The organism is Bacillus paralicheniformis, from assembly GCF_001042485.2.
GTDB lineage: Bacteria > Bacillota > Bacilli > Bacillales > Bacillaceae > Bacillus > Bacillus paralicheniformis.
Window position 1 is genome coordinate 416,416 of sequence record NZ_LBMN02000035.1, and the last position, 20,064, is coordinate 436,479.

The window sequence follows — 20,064 nt, forward strand, 5'->3', positions numbered from 1 at the left end:
AAAGAAAAAAGTCCTAAAGCTTAAGAAATCGCTTTAGAACTCTCAATGTTTTGGTTCGGGCCTGTGGTGTTTGGACGGCTTTTACCGAGAATGCTCTGCATGTTTGCCGCTGTTTGTGAGGATATGTTGAATGATCTCGGCGTTTTTTGACAGAAAGGCAGTTTCGAACATATCCTGATGCGGCCCGGCTCCTTTATACTCTTGATAGTTTCTTGTTGTGGCGTCGGCCCATTTTTGCAATATGAATCTGTCAATTTGATCCGTCTGAATGCCGGCTTCAATAAAGTGGATGTTTGCGTTGATTTGGCCGCCATTGATTAATTGTGCCCAATATTTTTGATAGTTTGCCGTCTTTTTGATGACTGCTTCCCTGAGGTGAGCGGGAACATGTTCTGCTGAGGTGCTGCTTGGCTGTGGCGGCAATGCTTGTTTCTTTTGATATGCATCGACAATAATGAGATCGCTGACCTCCAAACCACGGTTTTCCATTTCTTTGACAGTCTCAAATGCCGTGTTGCCTCCCGCTGAATATCCCAGCAGGATATAAGGACCCCGAGGCTGTTTTTGGATGATGTTGTTCACGTATTGTTCCATACGGCTGTCTTCTTCAATAAAGTTAAATCCGTACACAGTCGCTTTGCCGTTTAGCTTAGCAGCGAGATCTTTATAAAATATCCCGAAGCCCGAAATGGGAGGAAAGCAGAAAAGGTTCACTCCGGTCGGCGGATTCAGTCTGCTGACATGCTGTACGGCCGAGGCGCGCAGCTCATGTGAAAACAGCTTTTCGGCCAATTGTTCGATTGTTGGATTCTCGAATAATAATTCAATCGGAATATCGATCCCCTGGCTGTTTTTCAGCTGGTGAATGACTTGAAGAGCCTTTAGCGAATGACCGCCAAGTTCGAAAAAGTCATCTTCAATACCGAGCTCCTTCACGCCAAGGATAGGTCTCCATATGTCAATCAGTTCTTTTTCGACCCAGTTTCTTGGCGGCACAATCTGTTTCAAAGCCGTTTTTTGATCAGGTGCAGGCAGCGCGCGGCGGTCGATTTTGCCGTTTGCCGAAAGAGGCATGCGGTCCAGTTTAACCCAATCATGAGGAATCATATAGTCGGGAAGCTGCCTTGATAGTAATGAACGGATCGTTTTTTCCTCTGTTTGATCATCGCTTACATAATATGCGATAAGGAATGCTTCTTCGTTTTTTTCTTCAATGATGACAGCGGCTTCTTGAACGCCTTCAATCTCGATGAGCCGCGCTTCTATTTCAGCCGGTTCAGTTCGTTTGCCGCGAATTTTGATTTGCCGGTCCATCCGGCTGATATATTCTAAGTTGCCGTCTGGCAGCCAGCGCGCCAGATCGCCGGTTTTGTACATTTTTTCCCCTGGTTGAAACGGATGCTCTACAAATGCTTCACCCGTCAAATCAGGTCTGTGCAAATATCCTTTTGCAACCCCATCGCCGCCGACGCAAAGTTCGCCGGGAACGCCGATCGGCGCGAGCTGACCGCTCTCGTCAACAATAAAGGCATTTGAATTGCTGATCGGTTTTCCGATGGGAATCGCTTGTGAAAAATCTTGCTTGACTTCATAAAATGTAGAGAATGTTGTATTTTCCGTCGGACCATATATGTTATAAAGCTTCAGGTTTGGGCACCGATGTCTGACCGTATTCATCAGTGCAGGCGTCAAAGCTTCCCCGCCGACATATAAAGTGGAGAGCCCTGAAAACATGTCCGGCTGGGCTTGTGCCAGCTGGTTAAAGAGAGCCGTTGTTAAAAACAGCACTGTGATATCATGGCGAAGCAAATAGCTGCCAAAACGGGCAGGAGTCAACATCGTCGAGCGGTCAATAACATGAAGAGATGCTCCTTTCAGGAGCGCTCCGAATATTTCAAATGTGATGGCGTCAAAGCCGAGTGAACCGGTTAAGATCAATCGGTCATTTGTATCGGCTGATGTGTAATTGCTGTTTGAGATCAGTGATACGACATTGCGGTGCGAAATCATTACGCCCTTTGGTTTGCCTGTCGAACCTGATGTATACATGATATAAGCCAGATCATCCGGACGCGTATTTATGTTGATAGCGCTGACAGGTGCCAATTGCGCTTCCTTGGATATCAACACTTTTTTCGGAAAATCAATGTCCGTCTTGAGTCCTTTCTGAACGGCCAATACGTCCGCCCCGCTTTCTTTCAGCATGCAGCTGATCCGTTCAGGCGGCAGTTCGGCATCGAGCGGGAGATAGGCGCCGCCCGCTTTCAAAACGGCAAGAACTCCGATGATGAATTCAGGTGAATGCTCTGCTAAAATGCCGGCAATTCCGTTTTTCTTTAAGCCTTGTTCTTGGAAGATGCGGGCCCACGCAGTGGATGTTTGATCCAGCTCCCGGTATGTCATCGTCAAGCCGCCGGCATGTAGTGCGATATGATCCGGCGTTTTCTCTACTTGATTGGAAAACAAGTCAGTGATTGTTTTGTTCGTATCGTAATCTGTTTTTGTATCGTTGAATGCCCCGATGATCCGGGCTTTTTCGTCAGGCGCGATCATCGGCAGCCTGGAGGCGGGGATATCGGTGTCCTCCGCCACTCTTCGCAAGGCTTCCAGCAGGTGGCCCCTCACACAGTCAATCCATGATTCATCATAAACGTTTGCATTGTAGATGAACTTGATGACAAGTTCATCATCCGGGGCAATCATGAGGTTGAAGTTGTAGCCTGATTGCTCCGACACTTTTACATTTTCGATCTGGAGCGGTGATTCGGCGCGGTTTGCCGAGTCTTGCATTTGCTGCAAAGGGTAGTTTTCAAAAACGAAAATATGGTCAATCGCATGCTGTTTGAAAGTGATTTGCGACTGAATGTCAGCCAATGGATAAAAGTTGAACATGTCTTGAGCGAGCCTTTCTTTTTGGGAGCGGCGAAGCAGCTCTGAAAAGGTTTCATTTTCGCTCTCGGTCTTGATTCGCACCGGCACAGTATTGATAAATAAACCGATGATCTTCTCAACGCCCGGAATCACGGAAGGACGGCCGGAAACGACAGAGCCGAACACGACATCATCTGTCCGGTTATAGCGCTGAAGCATTAAGCCCCACACGGTTTGTATGAGAGTGGCGAGTGTGGCTCCATGTTGTTTGGCGATTGTTTTGAGTCTGGCTGTCAACTTTCGGTCTAATGAAAACATCAGCTCTTTCTGCCGATATCCCTTTTCAGCAGGTTTTGCAGACACTTTCGGAAGACCTGTTGGCGCATTGAAGTCTGTCAAGTAGTTCTTCCAATATTCCTTGGCTTTGTCTTTGTCCTGATCATACAACCAGGAAATATATGCGCTGTATGGCTGAACAGGATCTAAAGGCACAGATTCACCCGTATAGATGGCTTCGTACAACTGCATAAATTCTTGGAGTACGATCCCGAGACACCAGCCGTCCATTAAAATGTGGTGATGGCTCCATACACATACGTGTTGTTCCGGCGCCGTTTTGAACAGAGAAATACGCATCAGCATATCTTTTTGCAGATTGAAGCCTTTCTGCCGATCCCGCTCTTTAAACTGGCTGATATATGCGGTTTGATCGGTCTCCGGCATTTCGGTCAAGTCTTCAGCATGCAACTGAAAGGATCGATCGCGTAAAACGACCTGGCGCGGTTCTTTCAGCCCGGCAACATGAGGCAAAAAAACCGTTCTGAAAATATCGTGGCGGTCAATGATCGATTGGACACTTTGTTGAAACCAGTCTAAATGGAGCTGACCCCTTATTGTGAAGACGGACTGTTCAATATATGCGGTTCCTTCGTCTTGCAGGAAAGAATGAAAAAGCATTCCTTCCTGCATGTGGCTTAAAGGATAAATGTTTTGGATTTTTTGTGTATGATCCATTGTTTCCCTCCGCTCGTTTAATGAAATCCGAGTAAGTCGGTTATATTTTTAAAAGCTTCCTCGGTCAGCTCGCGATCATCAAAGTCGCTGACGGTCTTCTCTGTTTCAGTTTTGCCGAGGCAATGGTTCATCAGCTTTCTGAGATAGTACTGACAATCTTGGGAAAGCCGCTCAATGGTTTCTTTTTGAAAACGCCCTGTTTCATATGTCATGTTAACGGTCAGTTTGCCTTCGGCTACGAGTGCGCTGATATCCAGCGACTGTTCACGCTTCCAAGTGCCGGTGATATCCTCGCCGCCCCCCAAAGGAGAAAATGTAAATGCATCAAGCTGTTCTGTTTCGGTTTGCGCACGGTTTCCGATTTCAAATTGTCCTAAATAGTTAAAGGTGATATCAGGTGCTTTGCCGAATTTGATCTTTGCTTTTTCAGGCGGTGTCATATATTTGAGAACACCGTATCCAAATCCTTTATCAGGTATCCGCCTTAACGTGTCTTTTGTTATTTTTAATGCGCGGATCATATATTCTTCATGATGGTCATCCCATGTATTGGGTTCAAGTTGAAGCAATACTGGATATATGGAAGTAAACCACCCTACGGTTCGGCTGATATCGTGATATGCCGCCTCAGATTGACGGCCATGCCCTTCAAGCGCGATTTTTAGCGCCTTTTGCGGCACCCATTGCCATATAGCGAGTACCGCTGACGCCAATAGCAGGTCTTGGGTATCCGTATTGTAAGCATTGTGCACATCTTTTAGAATCGCGTCTGTTTCTTGTTGAGCTAAAGTAAATGATACGGTGTTACGTTTTTTCAAAGCGGTTTTGTCGATATGTGTCTGATCTTTTGGCAGTGCAACTGTTTCATGTTGTTCGATGGCGCGCCAATAGTCTGCTTGCTGTAATAACCGCCGGCTTTCTGCATACTTGGCTAATTGCTCGGTATATGTCTGGAATGATGCGGTTTTTGGCGGGAGTGCTATGTCATCTCCGCGAATCGCCTGCTCATAGACGGATGCCAAGTCTTCCAGGATAATCCGCCATGATATGCCGTCGACGGCCAAGTGATGGATAGCAAGAAACAAGTCATCTCCTTCGCTTGAGCGGAAAAGCCCGACTTGCACCAGCGGCCCGTTTTCCAAGTCCATTGCTTTTTGCAGCTCACGAACTTGGTGTTTGATAATGTGTTCATGATCTTTTGGTTCGCCGGCCAGATTGAAGATTCGCAAGTTGTAAAGCTGGTCCTCTCCGATGTTCGCTGGACGATTGTACAGGCGCAAGTTCCCTTGTTCATCTTTGACGCATATGAGCCTGAGTGCATCGTGATGGACGGTTATCGCTTTTAGCGTTTTCCTCAATGCATCTTCATCTAACGGATTTGACCGATGCAGCATAACCGACTGATTAAAATGGTGGGCTTCTTTTATATCTTGAGACAGGAACCATTTTTGCACCGGTGACCATGTCATCTCGCCTTCTACAGATGCTTGGCTGATCGGTTGTTGTGATAAACGGACATATGGCGCCAATTCTTGGATTGTCGGATGGCTGAAGATATCTTTTACGGCCAATTGCTTTCCTGATTGATGCAATCTCGCGGAGACTTGCAATGCCTTAATGGAATCTCCGCCAAGCTCAAAAAATGATTCATCAATTCCGATCTTGTCCACACCGAGCACCCCGCGCCAGATGGCAGCCAATTCTTTTTCAATATCAGTGGCCGGAGCCGTAAATGTTTGCCTAGTCTCTCCCTTGTGCGGGATCTTTGCCAGTGCGGGCTTATTCAGCTTCCCGTTTGGCATGGTAGGCAATGCATCAAGCGTTTGGAAAAACGCCGGTACCATGTAAGACGGCACTTTTTTGGCCAAAGCTTTGCGCACCATGCGGCAATCTGCGCCGTCTTCAACAACAATATAAGCGCACAGTTCCTTATGACCTGCTGCGGTAACAGAATCCACCACTGCCGCTTCTTTTACTACGGCAAGGCCGGAGAGTGCCGCTTCCACTTCTTTTATCTCGATTCGGTAACCTCTGATTTTGACTTGTTCATCCATCCTGCCGACATACTGCAATGTGCCGTCCGGCAGCCATTTCGCCAAATCCCCCGTCCGATACATGCGCTGATCTGGATGGAACGGATCTTGAACGAAAGCTTTTGCCGTTTGCTCAGGAAGATTGATATATCCTCTTGCAAGCCCCGGTCCTGTAATGCAAAGTTCTCCGGTGACACCGATAGGCTGCAAGTGATCTCCTTTTAAAATATAAACATTTGTATAACCGATCGGCCGGCCGATCGTGATGTTTTCTTCTCGTTTCAATCTTCTGGCCGCAGTGGCCGTGATGCTGCTCTCTGTCGGCCCGTATTCATTGGAAATCTCTATGTCAGGGCTGAGCGAGAAACTGCGCTCCAGCAAATTCGGTTCAATCGCTTCGCCTCCTAATGTGACAAGTCGCAGTGTTTGTACATCTTCCGGCTGCAATACGTCAAGCAGTGTCCGGTATAGAATCGGAACGAGATTCATATGCGTAATGCCGTAATCGGCTAGATATTGTTTAATAGCGAGAATGTCTTTCGCTTCTTCCTCAGCCGGGATAACGGTCTGCACTCCTGATATAAGCGGCGCAAACATACTTGTGACAAATGCGTCAAAAGAAAATGAGGAAAGCTGAAGCGCGATATCATGATCATGAAATTCATAAAAAGCACTGCGCCACTGAACTGTATAAGCGACTCCTCTGTGTTCCACCATGACGCCTTTTGGATTGCCCGTCGTACCTGATGTATAAATGATATAAGCCAAATGATCAGGCCCGGAAGCAGTTAGAATAGGTGAGGTGTCCTGTTCCTGTACATCTTCAATCAGAAGCACTTCGCCTTTAAAACCATCAGGTACTTGATGAATTGCTTTTTTATCGGTGATCAGCAGTTTAGCTCCGCTGTCGGCTAATACATATTGTTTGCGCTCGTCCGGATATCCAAGATCAATTGGGACATAGGCGCCCCCTGCTTTCCAGGTTCCGAGAACGGCTGCGATCAAGCCTGTTGATTTAGGAATCATAATACCTACAGGTAGATCCGGACCAATCCCTTGATTTTGCAATGTTCTCGCTATTTTGTTGGACCATTCGTCTAATTCTTGATAAGTGAGCACCCCTTCCCGAGTGATGAGTGCAGTTGCACCCGGCAATTTTGCCGCATGACGGGCGAATAATTCGTGAACGGTTATGTTAGGGCCGTGTTGTTCCGGCATCCTGTTAAAGTTTGTCATCAGCAGCTGTTGTTCTTTAGCTGTCAGCATGCTGATGGCAGGCAACGCTGTCTGCGGTGCGTGGACAATGTGCTGAAGCATTGTCGTGAAATGTGATGCCCAGCGTTCGATCGTATCTTGTTTAAATAAAGATGATGCATATTCAAATCGAAAATGTATGCGTTCATCCCCTTCTGAAACTTGCAGCGTCAGATCAAACTTCGCCCCAGTTTGAGGCATATCGGCAGGCTGAATATGCAGTCCATCCAGGAAAAGCTCTTGGCGATCCATATTTTGTACGACAAGCATAGCGTCAAACAACGGATTGCGGCTCATATCACGAACGACATTAAGCCGGTCGACAAGCTCCTCAAACGGATAATCCTGATGTTCAAATGCCTCAAGCACCGTTTCGCGGACCTCCTTTAAGAAATCGCTGAAACATTTGTTTTCGGCCGGCTGCGTTCTGATCGCCAATGTGTTGACAAACATGCCGATGACGGGTTCTAAGTCTTTGTGCGGCCTTCCGGCGATCGGCGAACCGATGATGATATCCTCCTGTCCGCTGAGCCGGGCAAGAAGCGTGCTGTACGCGGCGAGAAGAACCATATACAGGGTGCATCCGTTGTCGCGGGCGATCTTGTAAAGGCCGGATGAAGTGTCCGCATCAAGTGAAAAGGACACATGATCTCCGGCAAAGCTTCGCACCGCCGGGCGGGCGTTGTCGGCCGGAAGCTCAAGCACCGGCAGCTCTCCGTCGAGCTGCTTCAGCCAATAGGCTTCCTGTCTGTTGTACGCCTCTCCTTGTTTGAATGCCTGTTGCCAGACAGCGTAGTCTTTATATTGAATCCGCAGCGGGTGAAGCGTCCGGCTGGCGTAAAGCTCGCTGAATTCGCGGATTAAGGTGCCGACAGACACCCCGTCGGAAATGATGTGATGCATGTCCACCAACAACAGGTGGCTCTCCTCCGCCTCCTTCACAAGAGCGGCGCGGAAAAGCGGCGCTTCTTGAAGCCGGAACGGACGGACAAAGTCTTCAGCCGCGGCCAATTCCATCAGCTGAAACGGGACATCATCATGAATGCGTTGAACAGGCTCGCCGTCTGCCCCGGTTTCAAACGACGTCCTGAGCGATTCGTGGCGGCGGATCAGCTGCCTGAATACTTCATCAAGCCGGGCGCGGTCGAGCGGTCCTGTCAGCTTAAGCGCCGCCGGCATATTGTAGCCGACACCGCCGTCTTCCAGCTGCTGAAGCACATACATCCGCTTTTGCGCCGAGGACACCGGATAGGTGTCCTGTTTGTCCGCCGGTTCAATCGCCGCATGCGGGCTTTCATCCAATTCCTGAATCACGGCTGCGAGCTCTTCCAGTGTCGGCTTGGCGAAAATCTCCTTCAGCGGCACCTGCACGCCAAACGCTTTGGCGATGCGGGAGACGAGCGCTGTCGCTTTCAGCGAGTGGCCGCCTTGTTCGAAAAAGTGGTCGCGAATGCCGGCAGGGCCGTATTTCAGCACCTCTTCCCAAAGCTTGGCGAGCTTCATTTCCGTGATGGTTTGCGGCGCGGTGTAAGCGCGTCGTTCAGCCGCTCCGTCGGGAGCGGGCAGCGCCTTGCGGTCAAGCTTTCCGCTCGGAGTGACAGGCCACTCACGCATCTCGATGAAGGCTGAAGGCATCATATAGGCCGGCAGGCGTTTGCGCAGCTCTGTCCTTACAGTCTGTTGGTCCTGACCTTCAATATAGGCGCAAAGCTCGGTTTCCTCCCCTTCTGTCCGGGCGATAACCGCCGCTTCCCGCACGCCGTCGATCTGGCGAAGCACCGCTTCGACTTCCCCCGGTTCGATCCGGTAGCCGCGGATTTTCACTTGACCGTCCATGCGGCCCAGCCATTCAACGGTGCCGTCCGGGAGCCATCTCGCCAGATCGCCCGTTTGATACATGCGTTCTCCTGAATAAAAGGGGTCATCGAGAAACCGTTCTTCTGTCAGCTCCGGACGGTTCAAGTAGCCCCTTGCGACGCCCGCGCCTGCGATATACAGTTCCCCTCGACAGCCGAACGGGAGAAGCTGCCGTTTTTTATTTAAAATATAGAGTCTCATATTGTGTCCTGATCGGCCGATCGGGACATGGTCAAGTGTTTTCCTTTTAGGGACATCAAAGTATGCCGCTTCTACCGTCGCTTCCGTCGGTCCGTAGGAATTTGTCAATTCCACCCTCGGCAGAAGCTCATGAAAACGGGAGACGAGGTGCGCCCCCAGCTGCTCGCCGCCTGCAAAGACTCTTTTTAAATGTCTGATGTCGGCCGGTTTTTTTCTTTGATTCATATATTCCAAGAATGAGTGAAGCATAGAAGGGACAAAATGGGCGGCTGTAACTTCCTTTTCCTCCAGCGCTTTTAAGATGATTTCAGGATCTTTTTCCCCTCCTTGAGGAAGCAGATAAACAGAAGCCCCGGCGAATGGCCACCAGAACAGCTCCCATATTGAAGCATCAAACGAGTAAGACGTTTTATGCAGAATGATGTCCGAGTCGTTAAGTGAGTAGCGGGTTTGCAGTGAGTATAAAAAATTGACCGCGGACCTGTGTTCCACCATGACGCCTTTTGGGCGTCCCGTTGAGCCAGATGTATAGATGATATAGGCCAAGGCATCGGGCGGTACCGGGAGATTCGGATTGACTGCCGCTTCTCCGTGATTCTCGCGCCCGCCATCTAGCGGCAAAATGGTTCCCTCAAACATCGATGGATTAGATTCTGCAAGCAAGGTCTTTGCGCCGCTGTCCTTCATTAAAAAACGGATTCGTTCTTCAGGATAGTCAGGGTCGATCGGCACGTAAGCAGCTCCCGCTTTTAAAATGCCATAAATTCCAATCAGCATATCTGGTGAACGTCTCCCCATCACGGCAATCACATCTTCCTGTTGAATACCGAGGCCAATTAGCTTCCATGCAATTTGATTGGCCCGTTCATTCAGTTCTCTGTAGGAGATGGAGACGCCATCCGCCAAAACGGCCGGACGATCAGGCGTCTTTTCTGCCTGCTGCTCGAGCTGATGATGAAGCGGCTGATCCAGTGGGAAATCCATTTTTTGCATCGGGCTGAGGTTTTGCAGAAGTGCGCTTTCTTCCTTTTTCGAAAGGATTGACAAATGGTCCAGTTCCAGCTCCGGATGCTGTGCAGCGTTTTTAGCCAACGTTTTAAAAAAATCGGCCCATTTTTGAATCGTTTTCCGTTCAAACAAATCTGTACTGTATTCAAACTGACAATATATTTGTCCGCCGCTTTCGGCCATGTACAGTGACAGGTCGAATTTAGAAATCGGGTGGCTGATATCTTTCTGCCGAAGCTCAAGCCCCTCCATCGACAATTGTTGCCGCTCCATATTTTGCAGTGCAAACGTTGTATCAAAGAGCGGATTTCGGCTCATCTCCCGCTGAACGCCGAGGCGGTCAACCAGCTCCTCTAACGGATAGTCCTGGTGTTCATAGGCTTCTAGCGCTGTTTCTCGAATGTCCTGTAAATATTGTTTGAAAGATATTCCGCTCACCGGACGTGTTCGAAAAGCCAATGTGTTCACAAACATTCCGAGCACGGATTCCAGGTCAGCATGCGGTCTGCCCGCGATCGGCGAACCGACAATGATCTCTTCCTGCCCGCTTAGCCGTGATAATAAAACGGTGTATATCCCAAGAAGCGTCATATACAGTGTGCATCTGTTTTCTCCTGCGAGCTGTTGTAAACGTGATGTAAGCTCCTGACTGATCTCGAACGTAACCCGGTCACCTGCAAAGCTTTTTGCCGGGGGCCGCGGTTTGTCCGTCGGCAATTCGAGCACTGGCAGCTCACCGGCCAGTTGTTTGAGCCAATACGATTCTTGCCGTTTGTATATGTCGCTTGTTTTGAATGTTTCTTGCCATGCTGCATAGTCTTTGTATTGAATGCGCAACGGAGCCAGTTCAAGTCCTTTATACAGCTCGCTGAATTCCTGCATGAGCAATTGGATGGAGACACCGTCTGAAATAATATGGTGCATGTCCACTAAAAGCAGATATCGTCCTTTTTCAATGGTCGCTAAGCCCGCCCTGAAAAGCGGAGCCTTTCCAAGATCAAACGGCCGGATAAATGATTCAGATGAAGAGTCGTTTGAAAAAGCAAACGGCACCTTTTCATGAATCCGCTGCACCGGCTCGCCGTCGTCTCCTGCTTCGAATGATGTCCTAAGGGGTTCATGCCGGCGGATCAGTTCGCGAAATACAGCTTCCACTCTCTGTTGATCGAGCTCGCCTGTCAGCTCCAAAACGGCCGGAATGTTGTAGCTGACTCCTCCGCCATCAAGCTGGTGCAGAACATACATCCGTTTTTGTGCGGAAGAAACCGGATATGTCTCCTTCTTCTCTATTTGCTGAATCGAAGCAAACGGGTTTTCTTCCGCTTCACTGATGACTGCTGCCAACCCTTCTACGGTCGGATGGGCAAAGACATCACTTAACGGAATCTGAACGTTCCATTCTTTGGCGATGCGAGAGATGAGCGATGTTGCTTTTAAAGAATGGCCGCCCAGTTCAAAAAAGTTGTCGCGGATGCCGACCGGCCCCCTTTTCAGTAGACCTTCCCAAAGCTGTGAAAGCCTGAGCTCGTTCAAATTGCGAGGTGCGGCGTATGACTGATGCGATGCGGATGATGTCGGTTCTGGGAGGGCGCTTTTATCGACTTTTCCATTTACGGTAAGCGGAATCGCTGGCACAGCAGTCCATTTTACTGGCATCATGTAGTCAGGGATGGCGTCGGCCAAATCATGACGCAATGCAGAAGGGTCGATCGGTTTCCGTGTGCTGTAGTATGCGCACAATTCATGTTCCCCTTCACTGTCTTTTTGAACCAGGACAACCGCTTCCTTAACAGCAGGATGATTTGCCAATGTCACCTCTATTTCCTTAGGTTCGACCCGGTAGCCCCTGATTTTCACTTGATCATCCGTCCGGCCGATATAGTCCATTTGTCCGTCTGCACGAAGCCTTGCTATATCTCCTGTTCGATACATGACGGCTCCCGCTCTGAATGGATCGGGCAAAAATTTCTGTTTTGTCAAGATTGGATTATTGACATATCCTCTCCCGACGCTCGCGCCTGATATATAAAGCTCTCCTGCTACACCGCAGGGCTGAAGTCGTTTGTATTTGTCAAGGATATACATGGCGTTATGGCTGATCGGTTTTCCGATCGGCGGAGAACCCGGGATGTCGTCCTCAGGATGAATGGTGCATGTCGAGACGACATGGGTTTCCGCCGGGCCGTAATGATTATGCAAGTGTATGCCGTGCCGCTTGAGCAATGCCTTAAAAATATGCGAGACCGTCAATTGCTCCCCCGCAGTGATGACATGCTTCACACAGTTTGGAAAGTGGTTCGCATAGTGTTCCTCATTAAAAAGCATCTTCACAAAAGCCGTCGGGAAAAAGACGACTTCTGTTCGCTGTGTATTGATCAACAAAAACAACTGAGCTGGGTCGCGCTTGATTGATTCAGGCGCGATGCAAAGCGTGCCGCCGCTAAGCAAAGTTGTAAACAATTCTTGATAGCAGACGTCAAACGCACAAGATGCATACTGGAGCACATTTGTTTTGAAATCAATACGTGAGTTTTCAAATTGGTCATGAAGCAAATTGGCCATATTTCGATGTTCAAATAAAACACCCTTCGGCTTCCCCGTTGTTCCAGATGTATACATGATGTAAAGCAAATCTTCCGCAGTGTTTACCGTCTCGACATTGCTTCCGTCGCTTTCCGCATCTGCTTCTTCTATGAATGTCACAGATCGTTTTGTTGCGGCTGACTTTGCTAAAGCCGCCACATGATGCTGTGATACTATGTGCTGACAGCCGCTGTTTTCTATGCAATAGCGAATGCGTTCGGCAGGATGGCTCAGGTCAATCGGAACAAATGCCGCGCCCGCTTTTAAAATGCCGAGTACTCCCGCCGCTAATGCGGGAGAACGTTCGACCATGATCGCGACCGGCTCCTGGCGTTTGACATCCCGTTTTCGGAGAAGGCGTGCAAGTTTGTTGGCCATTTCATTCAGCTCTTTATAAGTGATCGACTGCCCTTCATAGTGAATTGCTTTTTCATCAGGGAATTGTGCCGCCTGACGTTCGAACATCGACTGGATCGTTTCATATTCACGCTGTTTAGTCTCTATTTTCAACGTGCTGAGCAGGTCTTTTTGTTCCTGATGTGTTGTGATCGTCAATTCCTCCGGGGTCAAATTCGGATTTTCCAGCACTTGTGCGATGATATGCTGCAAATGGCCTTTAACGCTTTCGATGAAAGAACGTTCATGAATGCCGGAATCAAATCTCATTTTGAGATGAATGTTTTCACCTGGTGCCACCATGAGATAAAAGCTGTAGTTGGTCTCGTCTTCCATGTTGAAATCATGAATGCGAAACAGATCCTCTGCATCTTGTCCACTGTTCAGCAGTGCGATTTCTTTTTCAACAGGATAATTTTCAAAAACAAGAATATGGTCGATTAAGCCTTGTTTGACGGCGGATTCCGCCTGTATCTCATAGAGCGGGTGGTAGCTGTACGGCTGCCCATTGAGCGCATCTTTTTGCACTTGTTTAATCAGTTTCACAAAAGGCACTTTTGTACCGGTAACACGCACCGGCACCGTGTTAATGAAAAGGCCGATCATCCGCTCTATCCCTGCAATTTCAGCCGGCCTGCCGGAAATAACCGAACCGAAAACCGTATCATCCGTCTGGTTATAAGCTTGCAGCAACATTCCCCAAAGCGTGTGAAAAATGGTGCTCAATGTGACTTCTTCCTTTGCGGCCAGCTCTTTCAGCTTATCCGTAACTGTTTTAGAAAGGGAAAAGGTGACTTCTTCTTGTCTGCTTTTGGCGCCCGCTTTTTTTTGCTGCGGCAGCCGGCTCTGTTGGTCATATCCTTCAAGATAACCCTCCCAGTACCGGGCGGCGGCTTCTTTGTCCTGCTCCATCAGCCATTGAATATAGCTCCCGTAAGGCACAGCAGGCTCAAGCTTTAATGGTGTTTGGTGCAAATGGGAAGCGTATATATGGAAAAACTCTTTCAGGACAATCCCGAGGCACCAGCCGTCCATAATGATGTGATGGAAGCTCCATATGCATGTAAATTCGCGTTCCCCTGTTTTAAAAAGAATGACGCGCATCAATCCATCTTTTTGCAAATGAAATCCTTTGGCTCTGTCTGTTTTTTTGACGTCATCGATCAATCTAAGCTGGCCGGATCGGTCCAAATGAGTCAGATCTTTTTCTTCAACGGTGATCGTCCGTTCTTTTAAGACGACCTGCTGCGGAACGGATACATTTTGACTGATAAAAATCGTTCTGAAAATATCGTGCCGGGCACAAAGAACAGCAATGCTTTTCTGAAAAATGTCTGTGTCAACCTTTCCTGTCATTGAAAATGAGGCTTGTTCGACGTATGCCTGTGTGTCCTTGTTAAGAAGGGTGTGAAATAGCATGCCTTCCTGCATATAAGAAAGCGGATAAATATCCTGAATCTCATGTTTTTTTGTCATATTTTTTCCCTGCCTCCTGTTCCTACAGTTCCTCGACAAAGCTCGCAATATTGTCCAAATCTTCCGCTGTTAACGATTGGCTGCTAAAATCGCTGACCGTTTTCTCTGTTTCTTGTTTATGTGCGCAATGTTTGATGATTTGGTGCAAATTATGTTTCACCATGTGCAGCAGCTGTTTCATTGTTGTTGTATGGAACCGGCTTGGCGGATAGCTCAAATTGAAATGCAGCTGATTTTGCCTTACCATGGCGCTCATTTCCAGCGTTTGCTCACGCTGCCATGTAGGTGTAATGTCTTTCCCGCTTGCAAGCCCCGAAAAGCTGAACTTTTGTTGGCGTTCTGTATCATTGAATTGCCCTAAATAGTTAAAACCGATTTCAGGCGCTTTGCCGAACTGGATTGTTTTGTTTTCAGAGGCTGTTAAATATTGCAAAATGCCGTATCCCATTCCTTTGTCCGGTATTCTGCCGAGTGTATCTTTGACTGTTTTCACTGCCAGCCCCAACTCGCCTTCGGCTGCATGTAAATCAATCAACACAGGATATATTGTGGTAAACCAGCCGACTGTCCGACTGATATCCAATTCAGGTAGGGTGTGATCTCTCCCGTGTCCTTCCATCGCGATCCGCAGTTTCCTCTCTCCCATCCAATCACACAGGGCTAATGATGCTGCCGTCAGCAGAATATCCTGGGTGTCTGTGTTGTAGGCGTTGTTAACCTTGTGGATTAAAACGTGTGTGTCTTCTTCGGAAAGGGTAAAGCTTTCCGTTTTCCGAATGTTGTCCGCAGCGCTATGCGGTTTTTCACAAGAAAGTAAAGCGGCTTTTTCTTTTTCAACAGTGCGCCAATACGATTGTTCGCGAATGACCTTGCTGCTCTCTGCGTATTCGGCAAGCCGGTTTGCGAAATATTGGTATGAGTCCGTTTTCCGCGGAAGCTGAACCGGTTGTCCTGCGGCCGCCTGACTGTATGCTGCCGATAAATCCTCAAGCAAAATCCGCCATGAGACCCCGTCGACGACCAAATGATGAATGGTGAGAAATAAATAAGTTCCCGACATTGTGTTGAACAAGCCTGCTTTTAGCAGTGGGCCTGTTTGCAAATGGATACTGCGCTGCAAATCAGCGACTTCGTCTTCAATCAGCTTCTCCCATTGTGCCGTTTTAGAAAGGTCTCTTATGTTCAGGCTGTAAAGTTCTCCATGAATTCCCCTGTTAAATTGCTGCAGCTGGCCGCCGTCATCGATGATTGTCATGCGGAGGGCATCATGATGGATGACAAGATGCTGTAAAGCTGTTCGCAGCGGCTGTTCCTGAAATCCTTCTGAGCTATGAAGCATGACAGATTGGTTGAAATGCTGCCTCTCTTCAATATGCTGTGCGAGGAACCAGCGCTGAACGGGCGTCCAAGGTACTTCTCCTTCAATCGGCCGCTGATCTATATTTCTCTCAGTCTTGCGGATGAGAGGTGCGGCTTCTTTAATAGTTGGATGGCGGAATAAGTCGCCTGCCGTGATTTTCAAGTCAAACCGTCCAAGGCGCGCAGATACTTGGAGGGCTTTAATCGAATCGCCTCCCAGTTCAAAAAACGAATCCTCAATCCCGACTTTTTCAACGCCGAGCACCTCTTGCCAGATCACGGCAAGCCGTTCCTCCAGCTGGTTGCGCGGAGGGGCGTATGCTGTGTTGATTGCTGTGGTCTCCGGCTCAGGCAGCGCTCTTCTGTCGAGCTTTCCGTTTTGTGTCAGAGGCAAGGCGGCAAGCTCAACCAAATGCGCCGGGATCATAAACCCGGGCAATTGCTGAGAAAGAAGAGATCTGACTTTCTCGATATTCATTTCCGCTTGCAGACTCATATAGGCAAGGAGTTCTTTATGTCCTGAGGGACCGGTTCGCACGATGACGGCGGCTTCTTTGACACCGTCAATCTGTCGCAATGCTGCTTCAATTTCTCCCAGCTCAATCCTGTAGCCGCGAATTTTAACTTGATCATCCATCCGGTCGATATATTCAATCGTCCCATCCTTCAGCCAGCGGGCCAAATCACCGGTCCGGTACATTCGTTCACCAGGTGTGAAGGGATTTGGCACAAATTTTTCTTTCGTCAGTTCAGGTCTCCCGAAGTAGCCTCTGGCTAGCCCGTCCCCGCCAACGCATAATTCTCCGATGACACCCATAGGCTGCAATCTCCCTCGGCTGTTGACAATATAAGCGGTTGAATTAGCGATTGGGCGGCCGATCGGAATGGAATGCTTATACTCGTGTTCGATCCGGAAGCACGTTGAGAATGTTGTGTTTTCCGTTGGGCCGTAGCCATTCCATAGCGCGAGATTCGGCGCCGCGTTGCGAACGCGATTGACATGGTTTGGCGACAGGGCTTCTCCGCCGAGAATCAATCTGGACAGGTCGGAAAATGTTCGTTCATTTTGTTCTGATAATTGATTAAATAAGGATGATGTCAGCCATAAAGTCGTGATGCCGTTCTGCTGTATGAATGTCTTGAGCCGATCGGAATCTAAATAAGTTTCCTTGTCACTGATGTATAAACAAGCGCCGTTTAATAGCGGTCCGAATACTTCAAATGTCATCGCGTCAAATCCCAATGACGCTGTCAATAAAATCCTGTCTTCAGGTGAAAATGCCATATCGCTGTTTTTTACGAGACGGACGACGCCGCGCTGTTCAACCATTACGCCTTTTGGCGTGCCGGTTGATCCGGATGTATACATGATATAAGCGAGAGAATCAGGACCGCCCTGCTGTTCGGGATTGTTTGCTGAAATGCCGGCCTCAAGCTGGATGTCTTCTATGAATAACCGTTTTCCTGCCATATGAGATTCTAATCGATCTGATTGGAGGAGCATCACAGCATTGCTGTCAGACAACATCCATTCTAGCCGTTCTGTCGGCATGTCTTCAGTGACGGGAAGATAGGCTCCGCCGGCTTTTAAAATACCTAGAATTCCGACCGCAAGTTCAGGGGTGCGACTTGTTAATAGTGCGACAACACTTTCTGAACCGACGCCATTTGCTCGAAGCGCAGCGGCTATTCTGTTGGCGCGTTCGTTTAGTTCACGGTAAGTCAAGGTTTGCCTGTCATATATAACGGCCGGGGCGTGAGGTGTTTTGGCTGCTTGATATTCAAATAAACGGCTGATCGTTTCGTGTTTCGGGTAGTCTTGTTTTGTCTGATTAAATGTGTGAATGAATGAGCTTGTCTCATGTTCATCTAATACATGGATATCTCCGAGATGAATGTTCTGATGTTCGATCACATGATGGAGAATATGAATATAGTAGGAAAGCCATTTCTTGATCGTTTGTTTTTGATAGATGTCTGTATTGAATTCAACATCAAAACGGATTGTCTCTTGATCTTCTTCAGCTGCATAAAGAGTCATATCAAACTTAGAGACTTTATGGGCGTCATGAGCTATAGTCGTCAAATGCAAGTCATGCAGAGTCAGTGATTCCCGCTCCATATTTTGCAGAGCGAACATAACGTCAAACAGCGGATTGCGGCTCATATCACGGACGACATCAAGCCTGTCGACAAGCTCCTCAAACGGATAATCCTGATGTTCGAACGCCTCAAGCGCCGTTTCGCGGACCTCCTTTAAGAAATCGCTGAAACATTTGTTTTCTGCCGGCTGCGTTCTGATCGCCAATGTGTTGACAAACATGCCGATGACAGGTTCTAAGTCTTTGTGCGGCCTTCCGGCGCTCGGTGAACCGATGATGATATCCTCCTGTCCGCTGAGACGGGCAAGAAGCGTGCTGTACGCGGCGAGAAGAACCATATACAGGGTGCAACCGTTGTCGCGGGTGATCTTGTAAAGGCCGGCTGTTGTTTTCGCATCAAGCGTGCGGGACACTGTATCACCCGCAAAGCTTCGCACCGCCGGGCGGGCGTTGTCGGCCGGAAGCTCCAGCACCGGCAGCTCTCCGTCGAGCTGCTTCAGCCAATAGGCTTCCTGTCTGTTGTACGCCTCTCCTTGTTTGAATGCCTGTTGCCAGACGGCGTAGTCTTTATATTGAATCCGCAGCGGGGCAAGCATCCGGTTGGCGTACAGCTCGCTGAATTCGCGGATTAAGGTGCCGACAGACACCCCGTCGGAAATGATGTGATGCATGTCCACCAACAACAGGTGGCTCTCCTCCGCTTCCTTCACAAGAGCGGCGCGGAAAAGCGGCGCTTCTTGAAGTCGAAACGGACGGACAAAGTCTTCAGCCGCGGCCAACTCCATCAGCTGAAACGGGACATCATCATGGATGCGCTGGACAGGCTCGCAGTCTGCTCCAGTTTCAAACGACGTCCTGAGCGATTCGTGGCGGCGGATCAGCTGCCTGAATACTTCATCAAGCCGGGCGCGGTCGAGCGGTCCTGTCAGCTTAAGCGCCGCCGGCATATTGTAGCCGACACCGCCGTCTTCCAGCTGCTGAAGGACATACATCCGCTTTTGCGCCGAGGACACCGGGTAGGTGTCCTGTTTTTCTGCGGGTTCAATCGCCGCATGCGGGCTTTCATCCAATTCCTGAATCACGGCGGCTAGCTCTTCCAGTGTCGGCTTGGCGAAAATCTCCTTCAGCGGCACTTGCACGCCAAACGCTTTGGCGATGCGGGAGACGAGCGCAGTCGCTTTCAGCGAGTGGCCGCCTTGTTCGAAAAAGTGGTCGCGAATGCCGGCAGGGCCGTATTTCAGCACCTCTTCCCAAAGCTTGGCGAGCTTCATTTCCGTGATGGTTTGCGGCGCGGTGTAAGCGCGTCGTTCAGCCGCTCCGTCGGGAGCAGGCAGCGCCTTGCGGTCAAGCTTTCCGCTCGGTGTGACAGGCCAGTCACGCATCTCGATGAATGATGAAGGCATCATATAGGCCGGCAGGCGTTTGCCTAGTTCTGTCCTTGCGGTCTTTTGATCCTGACCTTCAATATAGGCGCAAAGCTCGGTTTCCTCCCCTTCTGTCCGGGCGACAACCGCCGCTTCCCGCACGCCGTCGATCTGGCGAAGCGCCGCTTCGACTTCTCCCGGTTCGATTCGGTAGCCGCGGATTTTCACTTGGCCGTCCATACGGCCCAGCCATTCAACGGTGCCGTCCGGGAGCCATCTCGCCAGATCGCCCGTTTGATACATGCGTTCCCCTCGATAAAACGGGTCATCGAGAAACCGTTCTTCTGTCAGCTCCGGACGGTTCAAATAGCCCCTTGCGACACCCGCGCCTGCGATATACAGTTCTCCGGCCACCCCTATGGGCTGGACAGCTTTCTCACTGTCTAAAATATAAAGACGGGCTCCCGGTACAGGTTTTCCGATCGGAAGCCGCATCCGTTCCCTGTCTTTTTCGTGGTCGTACCGAAAAAATGCGGCATCCACCGT

The 20,064-nt window shown here is 49.2% G+C and carries 3 protein-coding genes; all 3 read right to left on the reverse strand.

Annotation, left to right across the window (positions count from 1 at the left end; translation table 11 throughout):
* Window positions 1-81: 81 nt before the first annotated feature.
* A complete protein-coding gene (locus tag ACH97_RS18900) occupies window positions 82-3,885 on the reverse strand; it encodes a non-ribosomal peptide synthetase (protein ID WP_048350229.1) in 3,804 nt (1,267 codons plus the stop codon).
* 17 nt (window positions 3,886-3,902) lie between these two features.
* Entirely contained in the window at window positions 3,903-14,693 is a 10,791-nt protein-coding gene (locus tag ACH97_RS18905; protein ID WP_057957854.1) for a non-ribosomal peptide synthetase, read from the reverse strand.
* A gap of 22 nt (window positions 14,694-14,715) precedes the next feature.
* Window positions 14,716-20,064 (reverse strand): non-ribosomal peptide synthetase (locus ACH97_RS18910; RefSeq protein WP_057957855.1); only part of this gene is annotated, 5,349 nt, incomplete at its 5' end.

Excerpts from the sequence above, each read along its gene's own strand:
- ACH97_RS18900 (WP_048350229.1), bottom strand. The coding sequence starts at position 3,885 with ATGGATCATACACAAAAAATCCAAAACATTTATCCTTTAAGCCACATG.
- ACH97_RS18905 (WP_057957854.1), bottom strand. The coding sequence starts at position 14,693 with ATGACAAAAAAACATGAGATTCAGGATATTTATCCGCTTTCTTATATG.